This is a genomic window from Salinispora tropica CNB-440 (genome assembly GCF_000016425.1).
In the GTDB taxonomy this organism is placed as follows: Bacteria; Actinomycetota; Actinomycetes; order Mycobacteriales; family Micromonosporaceae; genus Micromonospora; species Micromonospora tropica.
Genome location: NC_009380.1, coordinates 5007276 through 5031163 on the forward strand (window position 1 = coordinate 5007276; position 23888 = coordinate 5031163).

Annotated in this window: 17 protein-coding genes, 3 tRNA genes and 2 pseudogenes; 5 read left to right on the forward strand and 17 right to left on the reverse strand. The window is 68.4% G+C overall.

Features of this window, described 5'->3' with window-relative positions; all coding sequences use genetic code 11:
* The 5 genes from STROP_RS22300 to STROP_RS22320 form a co-directional block, all read right to left on the reverse strand.
* A complete protein-coding gene (locus STROP_RS22300; RefSeq protein ID WP_012015611.1) occupies positions 1–1362 on the reverse strand; it encodes an FAD-dependent oxidoreductase in 1362 nt (453 codons plus the stop codon).
* Positions 1359–6539, reverse strand: coding sequence for a non-ribosomal peptide synthetase (locus tag STROP_RS22305; protein ID WP_012015612.1), 5181 nt, complete (start codon positions 6537–6539; stop codon positions 1359–1361). The genes STROP_RS22300 and STROP_RS22305 overlap by 4 nt, the downstream gene beginning before the upstream one ends.
* Before the next feature lie 456 nt (positions 6540–6995).
* Positions 6996–7205 carry an MbtH family protein gene (locus STROP_RS22310; protein ID WP_012015613.1) on the reverse strand — a complete coding sequence of 70 codons (210 nt, stop codon included), beginning with the start codon at positions 7203–7205 and terminating at the stop codon, positions 6996–6998.
* Positions 7206–7443: 238 nt separating this feature from the next.
* Entirely contained in the window at positions 7444–8976 is a 1533-nt protein-coding gene (locus STROP_RS22315) for a DUF6297 family protein (protein ID WP_012015614.1), read from the reverse strand.
* Positions 8973–9608: an ABC transporter ATP-binding protein gene (locus STROP_RS22320; RefSeq protein ID WP_018829672.1), complete on the reverse strand. Its 636-nt coding sequence runs from the start codon at positions 9606–9608 to the stop codon at positions 8973–8975. The genes STROP_RS22315 and STROP_RS22320 overlap by 4 nt, the downstream gene beginning before the upstream one ends.
* 324 nt (positions 9609–9932) lie before the next feature.
* On the opposite strand from STROP_RS22320, the gene STROP_RS26410 reads away from it, so the two are divergent.
* The gene (locus tag STROP_RS26410; RefSeq protein WP_012015616.1) at positions 9933–12062 is read left to right on the forward strand and encodes a cellulase family glycosylhydrolase; all 2130 of its coding nucleotides are present in this window, start codon (positions 9933–9935) and stop codon (positions 12060–12062) included.
* Between the two features lie 110 nt (positions 12063–12172).
* Here STROP_RS26410 and STROP_RS22330 read toward each other — a convergent pair whose 3' ends face one another.
* The 5 genes from STROP_RS22330 to STROP_RS22350 all read right to left on the reverse strand — a co-directional run bounded on the left by STROP_RS22330 (position 12173) and on the right by STROP_RS22350 (position 16334).
* Positions 12173–13081, reverse strand: a complete 909-nt coding sequence (locus STROP_RS22330; protein ID WP_012015617.1) for an alpha/beta fold hydrolase — start codon at positions 13079–13081, stop codon at positions 12173–12175.
* Between the two features lie 262 nt (positions 13082–13343).
* Positions 13344–14174, reverse strand: coding sequence for a helix-turn-helix transcriptional regulator (locus STROP_RS22335; RefSeq protein WP_028569426.1), 831 nt, complete (start codon positions 14172–14174; stop codon positions 13344–13346).
* 39 nt (positions 14175–14213) lie between these two features.
* Positions 14214–15362, reverse strand: coding sequence for a cytochrome P450 family protein (locus tag STROP_RS22340; protein ID WP_012015619.1), 1149 nt, complete (start codon positions 15360–15362; stop codon positions 14214–14216).
* A 133-nt stretch (positions 15363–15495) separates the two neighbouring features.
* Positions 15496–15930 (reverse strand): RNHCP domain-containing protein, encoded by a 435-nt coding sequence (locus STROP_RS22345; protein WP_012015620.1) that lies wholly within the window; start codon positions 15928–15930, stop codon positions 15496–15498.
* 20 nt (positions 15931–15950) lie between these two features.
* The gene (locus tag STROP_RS22350; RefSeq protein WP_012015621.1) at positions 15951–16334 is read right to left on the reverse strand and encodes an RNHCP domain-containing protein; all 384 of its coding nucleotides are present in this window, start codon (positions 16332–16334) and stop codon (positions 15951–15953) included.
* Between the two features lie 584 nt (positions 16335–16918).
* Here STROP_RS22350 and STROP_RS22355 point away from each other — a divergent pair.
* The gene (locus tag STROP_RS22355; RefSeq protein ID WP_012015622.1) at positions 16919–18316 is read left to right on the forward strand and encodes an autotransporter outer membrane beta-barrel domain-containing protein; all 1398 of its coding nucleotides are present in this window, start codon (positions 16919–16921) and stop codon (positions 18314–18316) included.
* Positions 18317–18408: 92 nt separating this feature from the next.
* Here STROP_RS22355 and STROP_RS22360 read toward each other — a convergent pair whose 3' ends face one another.
* Positions 18409–19167 carry a DeoR/GlpR family DNA-binding transcription regulator gene (locus STROP_RS22360; RefSeq protein ID WP_018829667.1) on the reverse strand — a complete coding sequence of 253 codons (759 nt, stop codon included), beginning with the start codon at positions 19165–19167 and terminating at the stop codon, positions 18409–18411.
* 60 nt (positions 19168–19227) lie between these two features.
* Between STROP_RS22360 and STROP_RS22365 the strand changes: the two genes are divergently transcribed.
* Entirely contained in the window at positions 19228–20478 is a 1251-nt protein-coding gene (locus tag STROP_RS22365) for an MFS transporter (RefSeq protein ID WP_018829666.1), read from the forward strand.
* Between the two features lie 148 nt (positions 20479–20626).
* The gene (locus STROP_RS22370) at positions 20627–21085 is read left to right on the forward strand and encodes an ArsI/CadI family heavy metal resistance metalloenzyme (protein WP_012015625.1); all 459 of its coding nucleotides are present in this window, start codon (positions 20627–20629) and stop codon (positions 21083–21085) included.
* Between the two features lie 89 nt (positions 21086–21174).
* Here the strand turns inward: STROP_RS22370 and STROP_RS22375 are convergent, their stop codons facing one another.
* Positions 21175–21747: an acetyltransferase gene (locus tag STROP_RS22375; RefSeq protein ID WP_026274739.1), complete on the reverse strand. Its 573-nt coding sequence runs from the start codon at positions 21745–21747 to the stop codon at positions 21175–21177.
* A 122-nt stretch (positions 21748–21869) separates the two neighbouring features.
* Positions 21870–22403, reverse strand: a pseudogene (locus tag STROP_RS24385) (XRE family transcriptional regulator); the annotation flags it as partial.
* A gap of 250 nt (positions 22404–22653) precedes the next feature.
* Between STROP_RS24385 and STROP_RS22385 the strand changes: the two are divergent.
* Positions 22654–23130, forward strand: coding sequence for a hypothetical protein (locus STROP_RS22385; RefSeq protein ID WP_026274738.1), 477 nt, complete (start codon positions 22654–22656; stop codon positions 23128–23130).
* Here the strand turns inward: STROP_RS22385 and STROP_RS25935 are convergent.
* From STROP_RS25935 to STROP_RS22400, 4 genes and pseudogenes are all read right to left on the reverse strand, one after another.
* Positions 23130–23288: pseudogene (locus STROP_RS25935) on the reverse strand (GNAT family N-acetyltransferase); the annotation flags it as partial. The gene STROP_RS22385 and the pseudogene STROP_RS25935 sit on opposite strands and share 1 nt — an antisense overlap.
* Before the next feature lie 104 nt (positions 23289–23392).
* Positions 23393–23466 (reverse strand) — tRNA-Phe (locus STROP_RS22390).
* Positions 23467–23568: 102 nt separating this feature from the next.
* A tRNA-Asp gene (locus STROP_RS22395) sits at positions 23569–23642 on the reverse strand.
* A gap of 26 nt (positions 23643–23668) precedes the next feature.
* A tRNA-Glu gene (locus STROP_RS22400) sits at positions 23669–23741 on the reverse strand.
* Positions 23742–23888 lie beyond the last annotated feature (147 nt).

Consider the following 23888-nt stretch of genomic DNA (forward strand, 5'->3'; position numbering starts at 1 on the left):
TCACCGCCGGTTCGCGCGACGACGACGGCCGGCGCGTAGCGCGGCGGTGGCGGCAAGAACGGTGACCAGAGCGAGCCCGGCGCCGGCCTGGCGCAGGATACGGTCCTGACGCTTGGCGCGGGCCAGCGCGTCGGCGTACGGGATGGTGGTGTGCGCGACCATCCCGTACAGCGGCACCCAATGTTGCGGTAACAACCGGGCGAGCAGTCGGTCGGCGGCAGCGGAGGCGCTGTACCCGAGCCGGTGCACCCGATCTCGCAGGTCCTCGAAGTTGGCGGTGGACAGGTCGGCGAGCACGTCGGTGTGCGGCTTCCGGGCCGCCTCGTACGCGGCCAGCGCGGTGGCTCGGTCGGGGTGGGCGGTGAGGCATTCGTCGAGGACCACGCAGTCCTCGAAAGCCGAGTTCATGCCCTGGCCGTAGAACGGGTAGACGGCATGTGCGGCATCACCGATCAGCACCACCCGGTCCGCGTACCGCCAGGGGTCGGAACGAACGGTGACCAGGTGCCCGACCGGGTGCTCAGTGACTTCCCGGACCAGGTCGGGCATCAGCTCCTCCGCGTCGGGAAAACGCTGGCGGAAGAAGTCCCGTACCGCCGTCGGGGTGTCGAGGGCGGCGAAGCTCACCGGGCCCTCGTGCGCCATGAAGAGCGTGCAGGTCAGCGAGCCGTCCCGGTTGGGGTGAGCGATCATCATCGCCTCGTGACCGGGCCAGACGTGCAGCGCCTCCAGTCGGACCCGGGGCTGGCCGTCGGCATCGACCGGAATGGTCAGCTCCTTGTATCCCCAGGGGAGGAACTCTTGGGCGTAGTTGGCGCGGAGCCCGTGCTGCATCTGTTGCCGAATGGTGGAGAAGGCCCCGTCAGCACCGACGATCAGGTCCGCGGTGACCGTTCTCGTCTCGCCACCGGCGGTAGGCGCGACATCCACGGTGCCGGTCTCCCGATCCAGGCTGGCCAGGAGGCTGTCGAAGTGGAACCGCACCCCCGGCTCGGCTTCGGCAGCGGTCACGACCAGTGAGATCAGCTCCTCCCGGAGCACCGAGTGGAGAATCTCGTGCTCGCGCACCCCGTACGGCTGGGTGCGTATTCCGCCGTCCGGCGAGTGCACCACCCGATCGCGCATCGGCACGCTGTGCTTGAGTACGTCGGCGAGGAGCCCCACCCCGTCCAGCGCCCGCATGCCCCGGGCGGAGAGCCCCAGGTTGATCGACCGGCCCTCCGGGCGGCCCAGCGCGGAACGGGGGTCCGGACGTCGCTCGAAGACATCCACCTCGTGGCCTTGACGAGCGAGGTACAGCGCGACGAGTGAACCGGCCAGACCGGCCCCGACGACGACCACACGTTCTCTGCGCCTATTCATACGCCCTCCTCGGCGATCAGACTGTCCAGGAGCTCGTCGACCTCACGGTCGGAGAGGTCGTCGAGCGAGGCGAGCAGGTGGTTTGGGTTGGTTTCGGCAGGACCGATCCGATGCGGTTTGCCGTGGGAGTCCGCGGCGGCGACCTGGACCGCGAGTTCGGCGACGGTGGGCGCGGCGAAGAGGCTACGTAGCGCCAGCTCGACGCCGAAGACGGTGCGGATACGGGCGATCAGCCGGGTCGCGGTGAGGGAGTGTCCACCGAGGGCGAAAAAGTTGTCGTGCACGCCGACCTCGGTACGGCCGAGTACGTCCTGCCAGAGCGTGATGAGCTGCGCCTCGGCGGGGGTACGGGGGGCGGTCGGGCCGCTACCGGTGGTCTCACGCCAGGTCGGCTCGGCTAGCGCCCGCCGGTCCAGTTTGCCGCTCGCGGTACGGGGCAGCGCGTCGAGCACGACCAGAGTGGCCGGCACCATGTGCCCCGGCAGCCGCCGGGCCAGACCAGCGCGGAGCGCCGGCCAGATCGAGGCCGGGTCGACGGCGGCGGGTTCGGTGACCGCGTACGCGGCGAGCCGGACGTCGGCGTCCGCGCCCCAGGTGGTCACCACGGCGTCCCGGATGCCGGGCTGGTCGCGCAGCGCTGACTCGATCTCGCCGAGCTCGATCCGGAAGCCCCGCACCTTGACCTGCTGGTCGGCACGGCCGTGGTAGACGAGACGCCCGTCCGGGAGCCGGCGGGCCAGGTCGCCGGTGGCGTAGAGCCGCCCGCCGGGGGTCGGGCTGAACGGGTCGGGGCGAAACCGCGCCGCGGTACGGCCCGGGTCCCCGTGGTAACCGCGCGCCACTCCGGTGCCGCCGATGTGAATCTCTCCGACCACACCGTCCGGGACTGGCTGGCCGGCGGCGTCGAGCAGCAGGATCCGGGTGTTGGCGAGGGGATACCCCAGGTCTACCGGGCCGCTTTCCCCCACCAGCCCGGCCGAGGAGTAGACCGTGGTCTCCGACGGTCCGTACCCGTTGATGACCCGGGCACCGTCGGCGCGCAACGCGTCGGCCAGGTCGCGGGCCAGCGCCTCGCCGCCGCTGATCCGCAACCGCACCCCGGCTGGTACGCCGGCTGCGGTGACCAGCATCCCCCAGGTCGCGGGGGTGGCCTGGAGGACGGTCACACCCCGCTGCACGCAGGCGGCCCGCAACAGGATGGCATCTTGAGCAGTCGCCGCCTCAAGGACCTCGACGCGCGCTCCCGCCAATAGCGGCAGCACCAGCTCAACCAGGGAGATGTCGAAGGCCGGGGTGGTGATCGCCGCGACCCGGTCGTCGGCGGTGAGCTCGAACAGCCGGTGGCAGCCGACCAGAAGGTTGATTACCGCTCGGTGGGTGACCGCGACGCCCTTGGGTGCACCGGTGGAGCCGGAGGTGTAGAGCAGGTAGGCGAGGCTGTCCAGGTGGCCGACGACCGGTGGCGGGTCGGTCGGCAGGTCCGAGTCGAGCTGGTCAACACGAAGCACCACCGGGGTGGTGCCGGAAACGGCGATGGCATCGCCGATGAGGGACATCCCGGCGGGGTCGGTGAGCAGCACCGGCGGGGCCGCGTCGGCCAGCATGGTGGCCAGCCGACCGACGGGCAGGTTCTGGTCGAGCGGCAGGTACCCACCGCCGGCCCGCCAGACGGCGAGGAGCGCGGCCACCAGGTCGGTGTGCCGACCAAGGCAGAGCCCGACCGGGACATCCGGGCCGACGCCGTGGGCGCGGAGCAGATGGGCGAGGCGATTGACGCGAGTGGCGAGATCCCGGTGGCGCAGGGTGCCGTCCGGGCCGGTGACCGCGACCGCGTCCGGGTCGGCCGGTGGGAACCGGTCGAGTAGTTCACCGACACCGGTCACGTCGGGCAGAGGCAGTTCGGTGTCGTTGCCGTCCCGCAGAATCTGCGCCCGTTCGGCCGGGTCGAGCAGGGGTAGCTCGCGGACGGGGGTGCCGGGCCGGTCGAGCGCAGCGGCGAGCAGGGTGAGATACCGCTGCGCGATGCGGCGAATCCGGTTCACCTCGTAGCGATCGGTGCGGTAGGTGAGGCGACCGCGCAGCCCTTCGGGGCGGTCCTCCACGGTGAGGGTGAGGTCGAACTTGACCGTGCCGTTCTCCCAGAGCCGGGGGGCGATCCGCAGCCCAGCCGACGTGGCCTCCGGCGGCGGCTCGTCGAGGGCGAACATCACCTGCACCAGAGGGCTGTGGGCGAGGCTGCGGGTCGGGGTGAGTCGGTCGACGATCCGGTCGAAGGGCACGTCCTGCCGGGTCTGTGCGGCGATGGTCGAGGCCCGGGCCTGGGCGAGGACATCGGTGAAGTCGGACCGGTCGGCGAAGCGGGCCCGCAGGGCGAGGGTGTTGGCGAAAAAGCCCACCACGTTCCGAGTCTCCGGCCGGGTGCGCCCGGCCACCGGGACCGCTACCAGCAGGTCGTCGGCCCCGGTGAGCCGATGCAGGAGGGTCTGGAATCCGGCCAGGAGCCGGGTGAACAGGGTGCCGTCCCGGCTCGCCCGCAGCCGCGCGGTCAACTCGTCGGGGACGTCGAAGACCACCTCACCGCCGGCGTCGGACTGCTCAGCTGGACCAGGCCGGTCGGCGGGGAGGTCGAGGAGGGTCGGGGCGCCGGCCAACTCCGCGTGCCAGAAGTCGACGTCGGCCTCGAAGGCGCCGCGGTCGGCCTGCTCCCGCTGCCAGACCGCGAAGTCCGCGTACTGCACCTCAGGTGCGGGCAGGTCAGGGTGGGCGCCGGCGACCGCCGCCGCGTATCCGGCAGCCAGCTCGCGGAAGAGGATCCCGAACGACCAGCCGTCGGCCAGACTGTGGTGCACCACGATGGTGAGAACGTGCTTCTCGCTGCTCTGTCGGACGAGCCCGAACCGGGCCAACGGGCCGGTCGCCAGGTCGAAGGGCTCCCGGGCTGCCGCGTCCACCAGTTCCCGACCGGCATCGTCGGAGTCGGCGTCCACGACCGACAGCTGGACCGGCGCGGCGGTCACGACCAGCTGGGCTGGTTCCCCGTCGACCGAGGTGAAGTGGGTCCGGAGGGTTTCATGCCGATCAACCAGCCAGCTCAGCGTCGACTCCAACGCGGCCACGTCGAGCCGGCCGGTCAGCTCGACTGCCCAGGCGATGTGGTAGGTCGCCGCCCCCGGAGCCAGCTGATCGAGCATCCACAATCGGCGCTGGCTGAGCGATGCCGGCAGAATAGCGGTTTCGGTGCTCGTACCCTCGCCTGACCACGTCGCCGTCGGTCCATCCGCCGGTCGGTGGACGAGGTGCGGGTGGCGACGTCGACGAGGCGCAGCTTCGCCGTGCACTGCTGGTGCTACTCGAGGGGTGACCCCTCCGGTGTTGGCCGGTTGTGCGCCGGCGTGCTCGCCGAGGACGCCGGCCAGCCCGGCGAGGGTTGGGTGTTCGTAGACGATGCGTACCGGCAGGTCCACCCCGAACCGGTCGGCGACGACGAAGGTCAGCCGGGTGACGAGCAGGGAGTTCCCGCCCAGCGCGAAGAAGTCGTCGTCTGGGGTGGAGGGGCTGCTGCCGAGTAGCTCGGTCCAGAGGGCCGCCAGGCGCACCTGGACCGGATCGGTCACCTCGGTGCCGAGCCGAGCCGCGGGTGGCTCCGGTCGGGGCAGCGCCCGCCGGTCGATCTTGCCGCTGGGGGTCAGTGGCAGACTGGGAAGGACCAGGTAGGCCCCCGGTCGGAGGTGGGCCGGGAGCCGGTCTGCCGCGTACTCGGCCAGTTCCCGGGAGGTCGGGGCCGACGCACCGGGACGGGGCGTCAGGTACGCCAGCAACCGGCGCCGTTCCCCCTCCCCGTCAACCACGACAGCGGCATCCGCAACGGCGGGGTGAGCCCGCAGCGCCGCCGCGACCTCGCCCGGCTCGACCCGGAACCCACGGATCTTCACCTGGTCGTCGATTCGGCCGAGGAAGTCGAGGTTTCCGTCCGGCCGCCAGCGGACTCGGTCCCCGGTGCGGTACATCCGGGACCCCGGGCGGGGGTCGAACGGGTCAGGCAGGAACGCCGCCGCCGTGGCCCCCGGGCGACCGAGGTATCCCCGGGCGACCCCGGCACCGCCGGTGTACAGCTCTCCGGCAACCCCGACGGGCACCTGCTGTCCCGCCGGATCGAGAACGTACACGCTGCTCCGGGGCACCGGCCGGCCGATCGGCACCGGGTCGGGCACGGCCTCCGGGTCGGTCATCGGGTACACGCAGGTGAAGGTGGTGTTCTCGGTCGGCCCGTACCCGTTGATCAGGACTGCCCCGTCACGCGCTCGCAGTGCCTGGCGGACCGCTTCCGGGGCGAGCACGTCCCCGCCCGCGAGAAGCTGCCCAACCCCGGTGAGGCAGTCCGGATCGAACTCCACCAGTTGGTGAAAGAGCCCGGCGGTCAGCCAGAGGACTGTGATCCGTTCACGGCGGAGCAGCCGTGCCAGCTCGGCGAGTTCCAGCACACCGGGTGGGGCCAGCACAAGCCGGGCCCCGGTGGAAAGTGCACCCCAGATCTCCAGGGTCGCCGCGTCGAAGGCGACCGGAGCGAGTTGAAGAACTGTCTCGGTGGGCCCCAGGCGCAGGTAGCCGGGCTGGTGGACCAGGCGAACCACGGCGGAGTGGGCAACGGCGACCCCCTTCGGCGCGCCGGTGGATCCGGAGGTGAAGTTGACGTAGGCGAGGCCGTCGGGGTGAAGTCGCCGCGGCGCGACGCCGGTCGTCGCGGCGGGGCCGGGCTCGTCCAGGCGGAACAGCCGCCGGGCACCGGACAGCTCGTCGGTGGCCAGCACCGGTGGGTCCCCCGCAACGGCGAGTAACTGCCGGATCCGCGCTGGCGGGTCGGCCGGGTCAAGAGGCAGATACGCACCGCCGGCCTTGAGTACGGCGAGCAGGGTGACGACGAGCTCCACCGAGCGGGGTAGGGCCACCGCCACCGGCTCGTCCGGACGGATACCCCAGGCGACGAGCCGGTGGGCCAGGGCATCGGCCCGCTCAGTCAGCTCACGGTAGGTGAGCGTGTCCCCGTCACCACCGGCCACCGCGACCGCGTCCGGCTGCCGCCGCGCTGCGGCGGCCACAAGGTCCGGCACGGTGACGCCGACTGCGGTGGTGGGTGTCGGGTCCGGGTCGTTAGCGGTGTCGAGGGGCCCTGCCCGCACTGTGCACTCCTTCGCGTCCGCAACACCGAAAGACAGCTACCGAACAATGGAACGAGAATGACAATTCCGCCGGCCTCACCGCCGCGGTGAGCGGAACTGATGTGCCGGAGATGGAAAGAAAATACGAGTAATATTCGAGACCTGTCAACCAACCGACAAGTCTGATCTGAGCCGCTCAACGGTCAGCCGATAGTTGGCGGGCGATCCGGATATTTTCGGGACAATGGGAACCACCTCCCGGCGCCCGGTCGCACGAGACTCTCCGCCGAAAAAAGTGGCCACGGGCCGAGGAAAGTGGGCCACGGGCCGAGGAAGGCCGGCCGCGGGCCGAGAAAAGCGGCCGCGGGCCGGGGAAAACGGCCACGGGCCGGGGAAAACGGCCACGGGCCGGGGAAAGCGACCGCGGGCGCACCTGGTTGCCGGGTGCGCCCGCGACGGTGACCGGGTGTGGCGTTGTCAGCCCTGGGCTGCCAGCCACTCCCGCAGCCCACGTGGGCGCAAATCAGTCCAAACCTCCTCGATGTGGGCGAGGCAGCTGGCGCGATCGCCACTGAAGCCCACCGTGCGCCACCCGGCCGGAATCTCCGACCCGTCCGGCCAGATCGAGTACTGCTCCTCGTCGTTCACCACGACGTGGTAGGGGCGCGGGTCCTCGGATTCTTCCATCAACACTCTCCACGGGAAGACAGCCACAAGTTAGCCGGAAACTATACCGCCCTAATCGGTTCATCCGGATTGACCGATCGTCGCCCACCAGGTCATCCGATCGCCCGCGGAAATCGGACCAGGAATGCAAACGCCATCGGTTACGCGGCAAGACTCGGTTACGCGGCAAGACTCGGGAACGTTGCAATACGCCCGTTTCAGGTAATTGGAAGCAATTTTAGTAGTCGGTAGTTGTTTGTCAGAACAAGTGGGTGGCGCGGGCGGAGAAACGCACCAGCAGCGCACACCCCAGCGCCGAGCTGACCACCTGCGCGAGCAGCCAGGGCCAACCGAGCACCTCCGGCGCTGGCAGCATCACCAGCCCGACCGAGACCGGCAGGGTCAGCACGGCGAGAACGTCAATCCCATTGAGCAGCCAGAGCAGCATTCCGGCCGGAAACGCTCCGAGCGGCGTATCGATCAGAATCGTGCCGAGCGCGGCGGCACTCGCCTTCGCCCGCTGGTAGGCACCGACCGCCACTGCCGGCCCAGCCAGCAGACCGAGCACCCACCAGGGCCCGGTGAGCGACCCGAGGCCCTGCAACACGGCCAGGGTGATCGCGAGCCATCCACCGGCGATGACGGCGGGGACCACGAGGCGCGCGGCGGTCACTCGACGGCCGGTGACACCGAGCAGCCGCAGCATCGCCGGGTTCGCGGCGTCGCTGTGCGTCGACTCCCCGGTGAAGCCGGCAGCGCCCAGCGCGCCGATCAGGACCACGCCGATCAGGAGCCAGGCCGGCCCCTCGGCGAGGTAGACCGGGACAGCTGCCGCGCCAACCGACCACCAGAGCCGCGGCGCCTTCCGACGCAGAATGATCAGATCCTGGGCGATGAGCGGAGACAGCCAGCCGGTTCGCAGCAGCCGCGTCGTCCGGATCCGGGTGCGGCTGCGCCAGAAGCGGCGGGCACTCATCTCGGTCAGGTAGGAGGGTTCGACCGCGTAGACGACATCGGCGTACGCGCCCGCGTTGATCGACGCTTCGGCGATCGGCGCGGCGGGCCAGCTCTCCAGCTCCCGCCAGGTCAATCCGACCAGGATCAGCCCCGTGGCCAGGGCGGCGACACCGGCGGCGAGTACCGCCACGGGTGGCACGGGCGGGAAGGGCAGGCGGTGCTCGCCGTGGGCGCTCAGGGCCGCGGCCACGACGAGGCTACCCGCACCGACGGCGATTCCGGCACCGTCGGCGAAGCGGGTGACGGAGGGCCGATGCTGGCCGGCGATGGCGAGCAACGCCACGAAGACCGCGGCAGCCGCGCCGGTGGCGCCACCGGCCCCCAGGACCAGGAGCCCGGTCGGGCGGGCCGCGATGTGCCCGGTAACCGCGACACCGATGACGGCACCGACGACGAGCGCGGCAGTGGTGGTGAGGGCGAGCGCCGGTGCAAGCAGGGTGCGTCGCGGCACCGGGGCGGGCAGTAGCCAGGTCGCATCGCTGCGGCTGACCGAGAGCGGGCCGAGTTGGCGCAGCACGACGAAGAAGGCGGCGAGGGCAGCCACCGCTCCGATGAACGGGGTCACCGCCGGATCGCCGGGCGCCTCCGGCGGCCAGACCGCCCGCGCCACCGGCTGCCGGACCAACACGATGGCCATCAGCACAGCGAGGGCGACCGTGTAGACGGTACCGACGTCGGCGCGGCCCTCGGCGGCGATCCGGCGACGGCGCACCCAGCGCCGGGCATCAACCGTGGCTGGGGACGCCGGCCGGACCGGGGCCGCGACCGGGGTCACTCCGCCCCCGGACGGATGAGCACGAACTCCCCGGCGCCGACGCTGACCCGGAACCCGTCATCGTGGCTGGCCATGACGAGCGTACCGCCGGTCGCCACGTACGACCGCAGGTACGCGGCGACGGCACCCTTGATCCGGGTGTCGAGGCGCTGCTCGGGCTCGTCGAGGACGAGGAGTCGGCTGGGCCGCACAAGGGTCGCGGCGAGCAGGAAGCGCTGCCGCTGCCCGGAGGAGAGGGTGCTGGGCAGGCTGTCGGAGAGCCCGGTCAGGCCGAGGGTGACACAGAGCTCGGCGATGTGTCCATCGTCGGGGTCGCCGCCGTTGACGACCCGGACCAGGTCGAGATGCTCCCGCACGGTCAGTCCCTGATACCAGCTCGGCGACTCCACTGTGGTGGCGACCTGTCGCCAGAAGTCCGCCCCGCGGCCCGGAGCCGCCGCGAAGACGGAGATGTCACCGGCGGTTGGCTCCTGTAGGCCGGTGACGCAGCGCAGCAGGGTGGACTTTCCGGACCCGTTCTCGCCGACCAGTGCGACGGCGGCACCCTCGCTGATCCGGAGGTCGATGCTGTCCAGAACCAGCGTCGAGCCGTACCGGACCGTCACCTGCCGAACGTCAACCGCCGCGGTCATCGACCCCATCTCACGGTCATACCTCCGCCCCCGTCGCGCACATTCGCGCGCTTCGCCCGGACATCATGGCAGAAGTCCGGGTGGCCCGAACAGATCGTCGTCAACGACAGCCAGCCCCTACCGCCCTCGCCTGAAACAAGCTTTCACAGGCTCTTCTCGATACCGAAGCAACATGGTTACATCGGTACTTGTCATTGATTGGAGCGCTCCCATGGCGGCTCCTGCGATCGTCCCCGCAGGAGCCAGGAACCAGGAGCCAGGAGCCAGGAGCCAGGGGGCCCGGGAGGCACCTCTGCCAGGGCGCCCGAGACAAGGAGGTAAGGCATGAGACGCCTGTTCCAGGCGCTGACCGTACTCGCGGTCACTGCCACCGCCGCGCTCGTCGCCGCAGCGCCGGCACAAGCCGCGACGATCTGCGAGCAGTACGGCACCACCACCATCCAGGACAAGTACATCGTCCAGAACAACCGCTGGGGCAGCGCCGCCGAGCAGTGCATCGAAACCACCAACAGTGGCTTCCGCATCACCTCGCAGCAGGGATCCACCTCCACCTCCGGGCCGCCGCTCTCCTACCCGTCGGTGGTGCTCGGATGTCACTACCAGAACTGCTCACCCGGGACCAACCTGCCGGCACAACTCAGGCAGGTCAGCAGCGTTCCGTCCACAATCAGCTACGGGTACGCGGGCGGCACCTACAACGCCACGTACGACATCTGGATGGACCCGACTCCGAAGACCGACGGAGTGAGCCAGATGGAAATCATGATCTGGTTCCACCGACAGGGCTCGATCCAGCCGATCGGCGGCCCGGTCGGCAACACCTCGGTGGGGGGTCGTAACTGGGAGGTCTGGCAGGGCAACAACGGCGGCAACGACGTGGTCTCCTACCTCGCACCGGCGACCATCAACAGCTGGTCGTTCAATGTCAAGGACTTCATCGACGACGTCGTCGCGCGCACCCAGGTCACCAACGACTGGTACCTGACCAGCCTCCAGGCCGGCTTCGAACCGTGGAACGGGGGCGTCGGGCTGGCCGTCGACAACTTCTCCGCTGATGTGAACGTCGGAACGAACCCACCACCACCGCCGGGCGACGGCGGCACGATCGTCGGCCAGGACAGCGGACGGTGCCTGGACATCCTGGACCTCGGCACCGCCGACGGTACCCCGATCCAGCTCTGGGACTGCACGGCGAACTGGAACCAGCTCTGGAACCGCACCGGCAACACCTTCGTCAACCCACAGACCGGTAAGTGCCTCGACGTCTCCGGCGGGTCCACCGCCAACGGTGCCCGGGTGCAGCTCTACACCTGCAACGGCACCGGAGCCCAGAACTGGCAGGTCAACGGCGACGGCACCATCACCAACCCGCAGTCGGGCAAGTGCCTTGACGCGGTGGAGCTGGGAACCAGCAACGGCACCCGGATCCAGATCTGGGAATGCTTCGGCGGCGGCGGCACCCAGCCCAACCAGGTCTGGACGGTCGACGGCGGCACCACGCCACCGGGTGGCGACCAGACCCCGCTGGCGGCCAACGGACAGCTGTACGTCTGCGGTGTGAACCTGTGCAACCAGCACAACCAGCCGATCCAGCTGCGCGGCATGAGCACCCACGGCCTGCAGTGGTTCAACAACTGCTACAACGACGCCGCACTCAACGTACTGGCCGACGAGTGGAAAGCTGACCTGTTCCGCATCGCCATGTACGTGCAGGAGGGGGGCTACGAGACCAACCCACCGTGGTTCACCAACCGGGTCAACGAACTCGTTGACGAGGCTGAGGAGCGCGGCCTCTACGCCATGATCGACTTTCACACGCTGACGCCGGGCGACCCGATGTACAACCTCGAACGGGCGAAGACCTTCTTCGCCGCCGTCGCTTCACGCAACGCCGACAAGAAACACGTCATCTACGAGATCGCCAACGAGCCCAACGGGGTCGGCTGGGGCACCATCAAGAGCTACGCCGAGCAGGTCATCCCGGTGATCCGGGCCAACGATCCGGACGCCGTGGTCATCGTCGGCACCCGCGGCTGGTCCTCTCTCGGCGTCTCCGAGGGAGCCAACGCCGACGAGGTCATCAACAATCCGGTCAACGCCAGCAACATCATGTACGCGTTCCACTTCTACGCCGCGTCCCACAAGGACTTCTACCGAGCCGAGGTGCAGCGTGCGGCGGCGACGTTGCCACTGTTCGTCACCGAGTTCGGCACCGTCGACTACACCGGTGATGGTGGCGTCGACGTGGGCAGCACCAACGCCTGGATCGACCTGCTCGACCAGCTGAAGATCGGCTACGCGAACTGGACCTACTCCGATGCCAACGAGGGCAGTGGAGCATTCCAGTCTGGGACCTGCAACAGCGGCACCTTCTCCGGGACATCGAACCTCACCGTCTCCGGCAATCTCCTCCGCAGCCGGATCAGCACCCCCGACAACTTCCCGACGAGTTGACCTCGTCCTGACTCCGGTCGGCCCGTGGCCGGCGGCGGAAGGCTCTCCCCAGCCTCACCCACCGCCGGCAACGGGCCACGCTGTCGGTGTGGCTATCCACGCGTGCTCGGTCAGGGCTGGATCTTCCCTGAGCCTTGGCGAGGCGCGGTCAGCGTGGGGGTGAGAGCGGCGGCGACCTCTTCGGCGAACTCCTCGTGGACGAAGAGTTTGCCGCGCCGGACTTCGCGCAGGCGAACGTCACCCGGGAAACCGGACATCATCGCGCGGGTCCAGGCCACCGGGAAGTAGGGGTCGTCGGCACCCCAGACCAGTTGGACCGGAACGGTGATGCGGGAATGCAGCCCAGCGAGAGCGTCGAAAGCCGAGAAGTCGAAGTTCCGGGGGAACTGACCGAAGGCCCAACGCCGGTCAGCGCTTTCCTTGAGGGGCCGCAGGAAGAACTCCGCGAAGTCTCCGTCCAGAAGGTCTCGGTCGTGGAAGGCATCGCCGAGGACGAACCGGTTTCGCCGCAGCGGTCTGATGTTCGACGCCACCGTCAGCAGACGCTCGAATCCGGGTAGGTGGCGGGTGGCGAACAGCAGCGAAAGGCGCCAGTGGGCCCCCTGCGGCTGCTCGGTGTCGATCAGACCCCAGGATCGGACGCGAGGATCACCCGCCAGCGCATGTCGCGCGATGAGCCCGCCACTGTCATGGCCGACAACCGCCACCTCGTCCAGGGCTAGGGTGTCCACGACGCGTCGTACCGCAGCCGACTGGGCGGCGATATTGATGCGGGCGGTGCGGTCAAAGCGGCTGTCACCTGCCCCAACGAGATCAATAACGTGACAACGAAGGTGCGGAACGAAGAACGGCAAAAGGCTGCGGAATGTTGCCCCACTGACTGGCCATCCGTGCACAAAGAGCACGTCTGGCCCCTCCCCGATACTGCGAACCGCGACCTGGCCATGACCCACGTCAACAAAGCGATCTGGTCGGGCACGGAACAGATCGGCGGCCTGCGCGGCGGTAAGTTCAGGCATCGATTCACTCCTGTCGACATTACGTGGCGTGGCGGAGCCACCGAGGGAGAGCGAACCGCTACTGTCGCCGGCAGTACGCTCGCCATAACTCGACGGTGACAGTCAACGAGCACCCTGTCGATTACCTACGAGGTAGGGAGCCCTGTTCAGCGGCCGGAGCTGCCTCACTGAGAACAGCGTCGTTGCCCTCACCCCGCCGAGCAGAGGCCACGCCAGCGCGAAGGGCGCATGACAGGGCCAGCTATCAGCCGGAAACAACGGTTCAGCTGGGATCCGAACGCCGAGTTCTCAGTTCTCGCGCGGTCTCCTCGTCGGCGGGGTAGAACGACTCGATCGACAACTCGGAGAGGGTGACGTCCAACGGCGTACCGAAGGTTGCCAACGTGGTAAAGAGGTTGAGTACCCGGCCGCCTCGACGCAGCCGCACCGGCACCACGATATCGTTGGCTGTCGGGCCGCTGGCGTGGGTTTCGCCGCCGGGGTAGCCACGCAGCTCCTCCTCAAGGTCAGCCAGATCCGGGTCACCACTGAATTCCACCTGCCGGCTCAGCCGATGCAACAGGTGCGACCGCCACTCGCCAAGGTTCACGATGTGCGGGGCCAGCCCGTTCGGATGCAGGCTCGCCCGGAGGACATTCGCCGGCGGTACGAGCAGCCGGGGTGCCACCAGGTCGGTGAGCACCGACAGGCTCTCGTTGGCCGCTACCAGGTTCCAGCTCCGGTCAACGACCACGGCAGGGTACGGTTCGTGCCCGTCCAGCACCTGCCGGATGGCGGAGCGGATGACGGTCATGGGCGGGGCGTCCAGCGCGTTTTCTGAATAGACCGGCGCAAACCCGGCGGCCAACAGCAGCCGATTCCGCTCCCGCAACGCCAGGTCCAGCCGATCCGCCAGTTGCAACACCATCTCTCGGCTCGGCGACGAGCGGCCGGTCTCCAGGAAGCTGAGGTGCCGGGTGGAGATGTCGGCCCGGATGGAGAGCTCAAGCTGGCTGAGTCGGCGCCGACGACGCCAGTCCCGCAGCAACACCCCAACAGCGGGTCTCGAAACGGTCATCCCAGCATCGTGCGTCGCCGGCTTCACCCTGTCCATTACCTGCAAGGTAGCGCCCTACCTGCAACCCGCTCCCGATTACCAGGTGACCAGGAGTTCGGCGGGGCCGTGCGTACGAAACGTCGGCCGCCAACGGACCTGTGCCACGGGTAGGGCGAGCGCCAGGTCGGGCAGCCGCCGGGCCAGGACAGTGAGCGCCTCCTCGGCCTCGACACGGGCCAGGGCCGCGCCGAGGCAGAAGTGGGGGCCGTTGCCGAAGGCGAGCCGTGCGGCGTTGCCGGCTGTTCCCCGGGTGGCGGCGGCGATGCTGAGCAGCACGATGTCGCCGGCCGGGATCGTGGCGCCCCCGATGGTCATCTCCTCGGTGGGAAAGCGACGAACGGCGGCGGGTGCGGGAGGTTCGAGGCGCAGCGTCTCCTCGATCGCCTCGGGAAGCTGCACCCCACGGAGTCCGCCGTGGTCGAGTAGGCGTAGCACGGTCGAGGCGATCAGGTTGGCGGTGTTCTCGTACCCGGCGAACAGGATCAGGAAGGCCAGTGAGGTGAGCTCGTCCCGGGTGAGCCGGTCCCCGTCCTGCTCGATCGTGACCAGGGCGCTCAACAGGTCGTCGCCGGGTTGCTGACGCTTCGTGTCGATGAGGTCGACGACGTAGCCGTGTAGTTCGACGACCGCCTGCCGGATCGCGTCTCGGTCCGGCGGGTAGCTGGTGAGCATCGTGTCGGTCCAGGTCCGCAGATCTGCGCGACCAGCTTCCGGTACGCCCATCAGGTCGGCGATGACCTGGACGGACAGCGGCGTGCAGTAGCCGGTGACCAGGTCGACAGGACCGCTCGTGGCGACCAGGGTGTCCAGGAGATGCTCGGCCGTTCGCCGGATCCGCGGACGCAACGCGGAGACTCGCTGCGGGCTGAACGCCGGGCCGACCAGGCGGCGCAGCCGGGTGTGGTCGGGTGCGTCCAGGTTGAGCAGGTTCGCATCGAGGGCCGGCGGTAGCGCGAAACCGGACCAGCTGCCCCGGCTGTGCCTCCGGTTGAGGGCCAGGCGGGGGTCGGTCAGCGCCCGGGAAACCAGTTTCGGGTTGGTGACCAGCCAGGCCAGGGAAGAGTCCGGCAGCAGCACCTGGTGCACGTCTCCGGCATTCCGAAGCTGGTCGTACTCCTGCCCGAGTCGCGCGCCGGAGCGGGGGATCGGGGCCAGCTCAGCCCTCATCGTCGGGTCTTGAGACATCACGCCAGAGTAGCGGCGCTCTCGCCGACGGTCCGAAGTGGCACGAGGCTGCTCGGCGAGCCGAACTGGTCAGGATCAGCTCGCCGAGCCCCCGCTGCCGACCGTCCTCAACCGCCGGGTGACGATCGGTCGATCACGGTACGAGTAGCACGCGCCGGGCGAGACCGGGATCCCGCAACGGCTTGACCGCCAACCGTACGAGGGTCAGTGCGTTGTCGTCGCCGGCGATCCGGTTGGCGCTGAGCTCGTCGCAGGAGAGGCACTGGTGAATGATCATCCATTCACCATCGGGCCGCGCCGACATGCTCAACGCTTCCATCCGGCCGCCGCAGCTCGCGGCTCGGTCGCCGGGGACTCGCCGGTCCACGTGCAGACTGGCCAGGCAGTTCGGGCAGTGATTGCGGTGCGTGGTGCCGGGTGCCTCCGCCGACACATCCAGCCGGCAGCCCACGCATCGGAAGTCGTTCGCCCGATGCCCACCGCCCCGGCCGTGCAGGACATCCTTGTGCCGCTGTGGTCGCCGGGTGGCTCGCGCCCGCTCGTGCGAGCGTCTACTACGCCTTGGCATCCTCGATACCTCCAATCGATTCAGAGATCACCGAAGGTTTCGAGTGGGAACGGAGGCTGCGCCAGTGGGCGCACGGCCACGCGCATCAGGATGAGCTGGTTGTCGTCGGCGCAGACGGGGTTGGAGGTCAGCTCATCGCAGCGTATGCAGCGGTGGATGACCATCCAGTCGCCGGTGCGGAGCACGGCGATCGCGATCGGCGACATCCGACCCTGACAGTCACTGGGACCACCCTCGACGTGGTCGTGAACGTGCTGGGAGTGCAGACAGGACGGGCAGTGATTTCGCCGCGTGCCGTCCCCGGCGGCAGCGGGCACGGTCAGGCCGCACCGAATGCAGGAGAACGTACCGATCTTCAGGATGTTCTGCGATGTGCGCGAGAGAGTCTTCTTGGTGTTGGACACCCGGGGTGCTCCTTGCTGAGATGTCGGTAAGGACAGCAAGAGCAGGCCGAGCAAGCCTCGCCCCCACCCGTCGTGGCATACGCGGGCTGGGCATGGGTGGCTGAGTCAGGCACCGGAAGGCGACGTCCGGTCAGGTGCCGCTCGGAAGAAGCGGCTTCAGGAAACGGACGACTGGACGGTGCAGCGAGGCGCACTCGGCGCGGGCTGGAACATAAAATCTCTCTCCTAGGCAACGGGCCCTGAGCAGGGTGACGGAACTTTCGTCAGGGTAGACAGCCACACCGCCGCTGTCACCCGGATTATCGAGCGTCCACCTCCCCATGACCAGCGAAGACCGCCGTCGCGCATGCTGCCAACGCTCGGGGGATGGCCGCCACCACGGACGTGCCGCTGGTAGGGAGTCGACCAGAGCCACAGCATGCCCGATCTGATGCTTTATGTCGTATTTGATGTGAAACATGGGCTTCTGTCGGTTTACCGTGCGGAGTGGTTGCTACCGCCGGACCGGTAGCCGAGGAGCATCGCCCGACCTGCCCCGGGTTGGTGGCTCCTCGCCGCGCACGGGGAAGGACACCGACACCGCGATGAACCATCAGAACCACAGCCACGAACCTGAACCGGACCACCGCCCTGGCGGATACCGGGCCTGGTCCCGGCGGCGGTGGTGGGCCGTCGGGCTGGCTGGCGTGGTCGGCCTGACCCTCACCACCGTCGGCATCGTCGCCGCCACCCCGGCCGCCGACTCCATCGGACGCGCACTCACTATCGATGATCGCGCGGAGCAGCCCCACCAGCCCTACCGCGACGACCGCGGCAAGAAAGGCGACCCGGGCAAACGCGACGACAAGGGGAAGCGGGAGAAGGAGGAGAAGAAGCCGCAGGGGACGCCCGTGCCCTGCGATGCCGACGCGCTCATCGCCGCGATCACCCTCGCCAACGCCCGCGGCGGCGCCACCCTCAACCTCGCCAAAGACTGCACCTACCTCCTCACCGCCGACCTCGACGGCAACGGCCTCCCCGTCATCACCACCCCCATCACCCTCAACGGCAACAAAAACACCACCCTCGAACGCGCCGCCGCCGCCGACCAGTTCCGCATCCTCACCGTCAACGTCGGCGGCGACCTCACCCTCAACCACCTCAAGGTCACCGGCGGCCACACCACCGACGACGGCGGCGGCATCCTCGTCAACCCCGGCGGAGCGTTGACCACCAACCACAGCACCATCACCCGCAACATCGCCGACAGCGACGGCGGTGGAATCGCCAACAACGGCACCACCCGGATCACACACTCCACCATCAGCCACAACACCGCCGCCGGCTCCGACGGTGGCGGGATCTTGAACTCGGGCTTGCTCACCATTGACGAGTCCCAGATCCGCAGCAACACCGCCGCGCAGGGCGGCGGCATCGCCAGCACCACCGGCACCGTCCAGCTCACACACAGCACCGTCAGCGCCAACCAAGCAACGTTCTATGGTGGCCTGACCCTGGTGAACACCAGCAGCACGGTTGCCGACACCCACATCACGCACAACAACGCCGAGCAAACCGGTGGCGTCCGCGTCCTTGACGGACAGCTCACTCTGCGTTCCGTCGTACTGGCCCAGAACTCGGGGACACTCAGCCGCGTCGGCGGCCTCGCGGTCGACCCTGCCACGCCAGTCGTCGTGGAGGACAGCGTCATCACCGGGAACACCGCTGCCAAGGACGGCGGCGGCATCTACAACGCCGGCGACCTGGTGGTACGGCGTACGAGGATCAGCGGCAACCAGGCCGAGCAGGGCGGCGGCATCTACAACACCGCGACTGGCACCGTCACCCTCAACGCCACGAAGATCGTTAAGAACACCGCCGACATCGACGGTGGGGGCAGCTTCAACGACGGCGGCACGGTGAACCTGAACACCGCCACCGGCACCATAGTGATCAACAATCGGCCGGACAACTGCGTCAACGTTTCCGGCTGCGCGGGCTGACCTCCAGCACCAGGTCAACCCGATCCCTGAGATCACGGTCCCGCCCCTCGCCCAGCGGCGAGGGGCGGGACCACGCATACCCTTCCACCTGGTCACACCCGCCGCACGGCGACGCCGAGGGACGTCAGCGCGTCCACCTCCTCGTCGGGGGCATCGTCCGTGGTCACCACGGCGTCCAGCGCGGAGGCGGGCGCGACCAGGGCGAGGGCGGTACGGGAGAGTTTGGCCGCCTCGGTCACCGCGATGACCCGGTGGGCCGAGGCTATCGCGGCGCGTTTGATCGCGGCGTCACCCAGGTCGTACGCGGTCAGTCCGTTCGCGGCGGTCAGGCCGCAACAGCCGATGATCGCGGTGTCGAAGCGCAACGTGGCGAGTGACGCCTCCGTCAGGGGGCCGGTGAGCGCCAACTCGCCGGGACGGGGCTCTCCACCGGGCATGAGCAGCCTCAGTTGGGGTGCGCCGACGAGGGCATCGGTCGCGTGCAGCGACAGCGGCATGACGGTCAGACGGCGGCGGGCCAGTGCGCGGGCCACCGCAAGGCAGGTGGTGCCGGCGTCGATGACAACCGCCTCACCGTCCGTGACCATCTCGGCTACCGCCGCGGCGATTCGTTGTTTGACCTCCACGCCGTCGTTCGCACGAAGCGCGAACGGGGGTTCCTCGCCGCGCAGCAGCACGCTTCTGGCCCCACCCCGGTAGCGCTCAAGGAGGCCCTGCTCGGCCAGGAGCTCCAGGTCTCGGCGGACGGTCATCTCCGACGTGCCCGTTCGTTCCGCCAGTTCCGCCACGCTGAGCTGACCGGCCCGGCGTACGGCATCAGTGATCTGTCGGTGTCGGTCTACGCTCATCATCCGCCTATTGAACACTACGTACGTTCGAATTTCGAGATTCGAACACAAATAATGTTTGCTATGTTCGCTGCCATGTTTGAACCTCTGCGGGCGGCGCGGCTGGCCACCTTCACCTACTTCACCCTCAACGGCTTCGTCCTGGGGGCCTGGATCGTCCACATCCCCGCCGTCGAACACCGAGCCGACATCAGCCACGCCACGCTCGGCTGGCTCCTGCTGCTCCTCGGTGCTGGCGCCTTCGCCGGGATGCACGTCGTGGGGCCGCTCACCGATCGCTTCGGCGCTCGTCGGGTTGTCCCGCTGAGTGCGGTGCTGTGCAGCACGACGCTCGTCCTACCCGCGTTCGCCGAAAGCGCCGGGACGCTGGGCCTGGCACTACTGGTCTTCGGCATCGGCAACGGCAGCCTGGACGTCAGCATGAACACCCACGCGGTTCAGGTCGAAGCCGGATACAAACGCCCGGTTATGTCCGCTTTTCACGCTATGTTCTCCGTCGGCGGCGTCCTCGCCGCACTGGTCGGCGCCCGGACCCTCAGCTGGGGCTGGAGCCCGACAACCACGCTGACCATGGTCAGCCTCCTCGGCCTGACGGTCACCGCGGTCGTCGCACCCGCGCTACTGCCGCGGTTGGCGACCACCCGTACGCCAACCCCCGCCAGTGCCACCAAGAGCCGCCGGGCCAGCATCTCCCCGCGCATCTGGGCACTCGCCGGACTCGCGCTGATCCTGATGCTCACCGAGGGCGTCGCCAACGACTGGAGTGCACTGGCCATGCGCGATGCGCTCGACGCGCCCGCCGCCACCGCCGCGCTCGCCTACGGCGCCTTCGCCACCGCGATGACGGTTGGACGGTTCCTCACCGACGGCATCGCCGCACGCTTCGGCCCGGTAGCAATCGTCCGCTACGGCTGCGCGCTGGCCGCGCTCGCCCTCACCACCATCGCGCTCGCACCATCCATCTCACTCGCTCTCGTCGGATGGGCGCTACTCGGAGTCGGTCTGTCCGGCGCCGTCCCGCAGCTCTTCAGCGCGGCCGGCCACACCGACCCCGACGCCGCCGGCACCAACGTCTCCCGCGTCGCGGGCCTCGGCTACCTGGGCATGCTCAGCGGGCCCGCCATCATCGGGCCCCTCACCCAGCTCATGCCCCTGAACTACACGTTCATCCTGCCTGCGTTCCTCTGCCTGGTCGCCGCCCTCACGGCCCACATCCTTCGCCCCCGGGAGGAAGCGCCGCGGCTCGAGGTCAAGGTTCCGCAGCCGGTCACCGCACGATCAGCAGAGACTGGGCACGGGGCAGAGCAGGACTGAGGCTGTTTAGATAGACCTCTAGGTTGACAGTCTTCAAATCAGGGCGCAGACTAGAGACTGCTTCGAAAAGCATCTAGACAGCGAGGCCGGCGTCGTACCCGCCACGCCGACAACCAGAGGACCGCCCGAACCCGCCAGGAGAGAACCCATGTCCCGAGTACAGCTCGCGCTCCGCGTCTCCGACCTCGAAGGCTCGATCGCCTTCTACTCGAAGCTGTTCGACACCGAGCCGGCCAAGCGCCGCCCCGGCTACGCCAACTTCGCCGTGGCGAACCCACCGCTGAAGCTCGTACTCCTGGAAGGCGAGCCGGACCAGCCCACCGCGCTGGACCACCTGGGTGTCGAGGTTCCCAGTACCAGTGAGGTAGACGCCGCGACCACGCGACTCGTCAAGTCCGGTCTGACCACTTCGGAGGAGAAGAACACCGAGTGCTGCTACGCGCTCCAGGACAAGGTCTGGGTACACGGCCCCGGCAACGAGCCGTGGGAGGTCTACACCGTCAAGGCCGACTCCGACCAACTCCAGAAGGCGACCGAGAGCGCGTGTTGCACCCCGACCGCAGCGAAGGAGCCGGTGGACAGCAGCAACCGGACGAACTGCTGCTGACCCCAGCGCACAACCAGGCAGCGACCGCCGGCGCCCTGGCTCAGGTGACCGCGCCGGCGGTCCTGCTGGGGTGAGTTAGGGTCGGCGACTCAGTGAGTCGAGTACCGCATGACCCAGGTTGGCAGGGGCTCCACGAAGGTGTCCGTCACCTCCCAGCCGGCACGCCGGTACACCTCGACGTTCTCGGGGTTGCTGGTTTCCAGGATCGCCGGCAGACCAGCTGCGGCGGCACCCCGCAGCCCAGCCCGCATGACCGCGTGGCCCCATCGGCGTCCGGCGTAGTCGGGATTGGTGCCCAGAACGCCGAGGTACCAGGAAGGCGCTGTCGGCATCGCCGCGTGCAGCGCACCGCGGAAGGCACGGACCCGGGTCATCACCTCGGCGGGGAGACAGTCGGCGAGATCACCGCCCGATTCGTCGTTCCCCGCACGAGGTGGCTCCCAGATCGCCACCGACGCTCCGCGCTCGATCGTCCAGATCGTCTTCTGGTGCACCTGCTTGTCGAAAAAGTGCCCGAAGAAGGCGGCGGCGTACTGAGGATAGGTCGCCTCGCTGGGGAAGAAATACCGCAGGATGGGGTCCTTCGTGAATGCCTCGACCAGTGAGCTGACGACCCGCCCACGATCTGCCGGCGTGGCAACGGTGATTTCAGGTGCTGTCACAGGTGCTGTCACAGGATGAAATCTACCGCAAACGCCTCTCCGGCCCGATGAAACGGGCACAACACATCGACGATCCTCATAGTGATACGTGAGGCCACCCAGGGGCGGCCGACGGCGAGCCATTCGGGAAGGTCCTGGGGCGGGGTTTTGTACCGGTTCAGGGTGCCCATGCTGGTCGAGCTGTCCTGGAATACCAGCCCCCACGGACCTGCGTTGATGCCCATATCCCTACCAAAGCCGACCCACTTGCCGGTCATGTGGCGACGATGACGCTGCCGTTCAGGGTGAGGTCCAGCGATAACGACGATGCGGCGGAGTTTGGGAGGCTGCGCGCAGTCAGCCGGTCGCTGTACGGCAACAGCACCATGTCGTGCGCCCTGTGCAGGACTCGCCCCGGCCGCTCGAGTAGTAGTGGTAGCGGCTGAGCCACACGCCTACGTAGGAGCCATGCGGAGCGCCCGGGGCGAACCGTCGGGTCGTGACGGCGCTCACAAGCCGCATGTTGGCGTCGTACGGTTCTCCGGCGCGGTGGCCGGCCACCTGTAGGGCATGGCGAAGTCGTCCTGACGGGCGGACGACCTAGCCGCTGACGTACGAGGCTGTGGCGTACCTCTTGGCTGCCGCTGGACTGGCGCCGGTGCCTGGCTACGCGCCATCAGCACCGACGCATCGACAGCAGTCAGCGCATACCAGAAGTGACGCACTCTTCGGCCTCTGCCTCATTCCGACGTGGAACTCCGACTGCCGGAGTTCGACCCAGGCTCACTGCGGTCCCGCCGAGGGATTCCACTCGTACGCCGGCGGGGCGTAACGCACCAAGCGAAATACGACAGAATGGTTGGTGTCGGGTTCCCAGATATCGGGCCGGTGCGGTGCGGGCACGCAGATAGTTTTAAGATCATCTTGATGAACACAGAACCTATCAGCGTCGACGGCGTAGCCGGCCCGATTGTCGTGACGACCAACGCATTCCGGGCCCGCCCTGTCGTCACCGTTAGCGGAGTTCCAGCCCCCCAGACCGGCGGACACCAGTACGCGTTGCCGGCCGCAGGCGGTGGTGCGGTTGAAGCCACTGTACGCAGTGCGTTCGCCGACCCTTACCCGACGGTGGAGGTCAACGGTGTACAGCATCGGACCGGGCCCTCGATACCGGTTGCCCTGCGAGTCTTGACCCTGCTGCCCATCCTTGTGATGGTCGCCGTCGGTGGCGCCCTCGGTGGACTGATCGGAGCGCTGGGCTTCGTGGTGAACGTGGGTGCTGTCACCCGCATCCAGACCCCAACCGCCGTCAAGGCACTGATCATGGTTGGTGTCAGTGCCGTCGCGTTCGTCCTCTGGCTCGCCATCGCCATCGTGGTTAGTGCAGCATTCGGCCTGAATTAGTTGGGTCCTGCCCCGGCAATCCACACATGTAGGGCGTTATCTGGTGACAGCCACTGGTGCGGGTCGACGGGCCAGTTCAGTGGGTAGCGGTCCAGGCGATGCACGTCGGCGAGGACCGAGAGGCGGCGTTGCAGGTCGGCTGGTTCTCGGTCTCGGATTCTGAATCGCCCATCTGGTCATCATCCTGGCGGGAGGGCAGACAGCAAGATCCCCACCTACGTTTCCGCTGGTGGGGACCTGAATAGCCCGGCGAAAGGCTATGTGGCCAGGGGCGGGGTCGAACCGCCGACCTTCCGATTTTCAGTCGGACGCTCGTACCAACTGAGCTACCTGGCCGTGCTCGGGCCATGATACCCGCCCGCCGGGGTCGCCGACGCACCGGGTCACATACCCCGATATGTCGAAGGCCGCGCGTGCTGGCGCGGCCTTCGACGTTTGCGGTCCTGACGGGACTTGAACCCGCGACCTCCGCCTTGACAGGGCGGCGAGCACTCCAACTGCTCCACAGGACCTTGCTCCTCCGACCGAGGTCGGACCGTGCCCCCAACGGGATTCGAACCCGTGCTACCGCCTTGAAAGGGCGGCGTCCTGGGCCGCTAGACGATGAGGGCGGCCCCGCCATCATTGCACACTCGCAGTTCTGACGGTCTTGCTCCCATCCGGCCCCGCCGGAGGCTTGGAAAGCATACGTGATGGCCCGCCGCTCAACCAAACCGGTCCCGGTGTTCCCCGCAGGAACGGAAACCGCAGGTGTAACC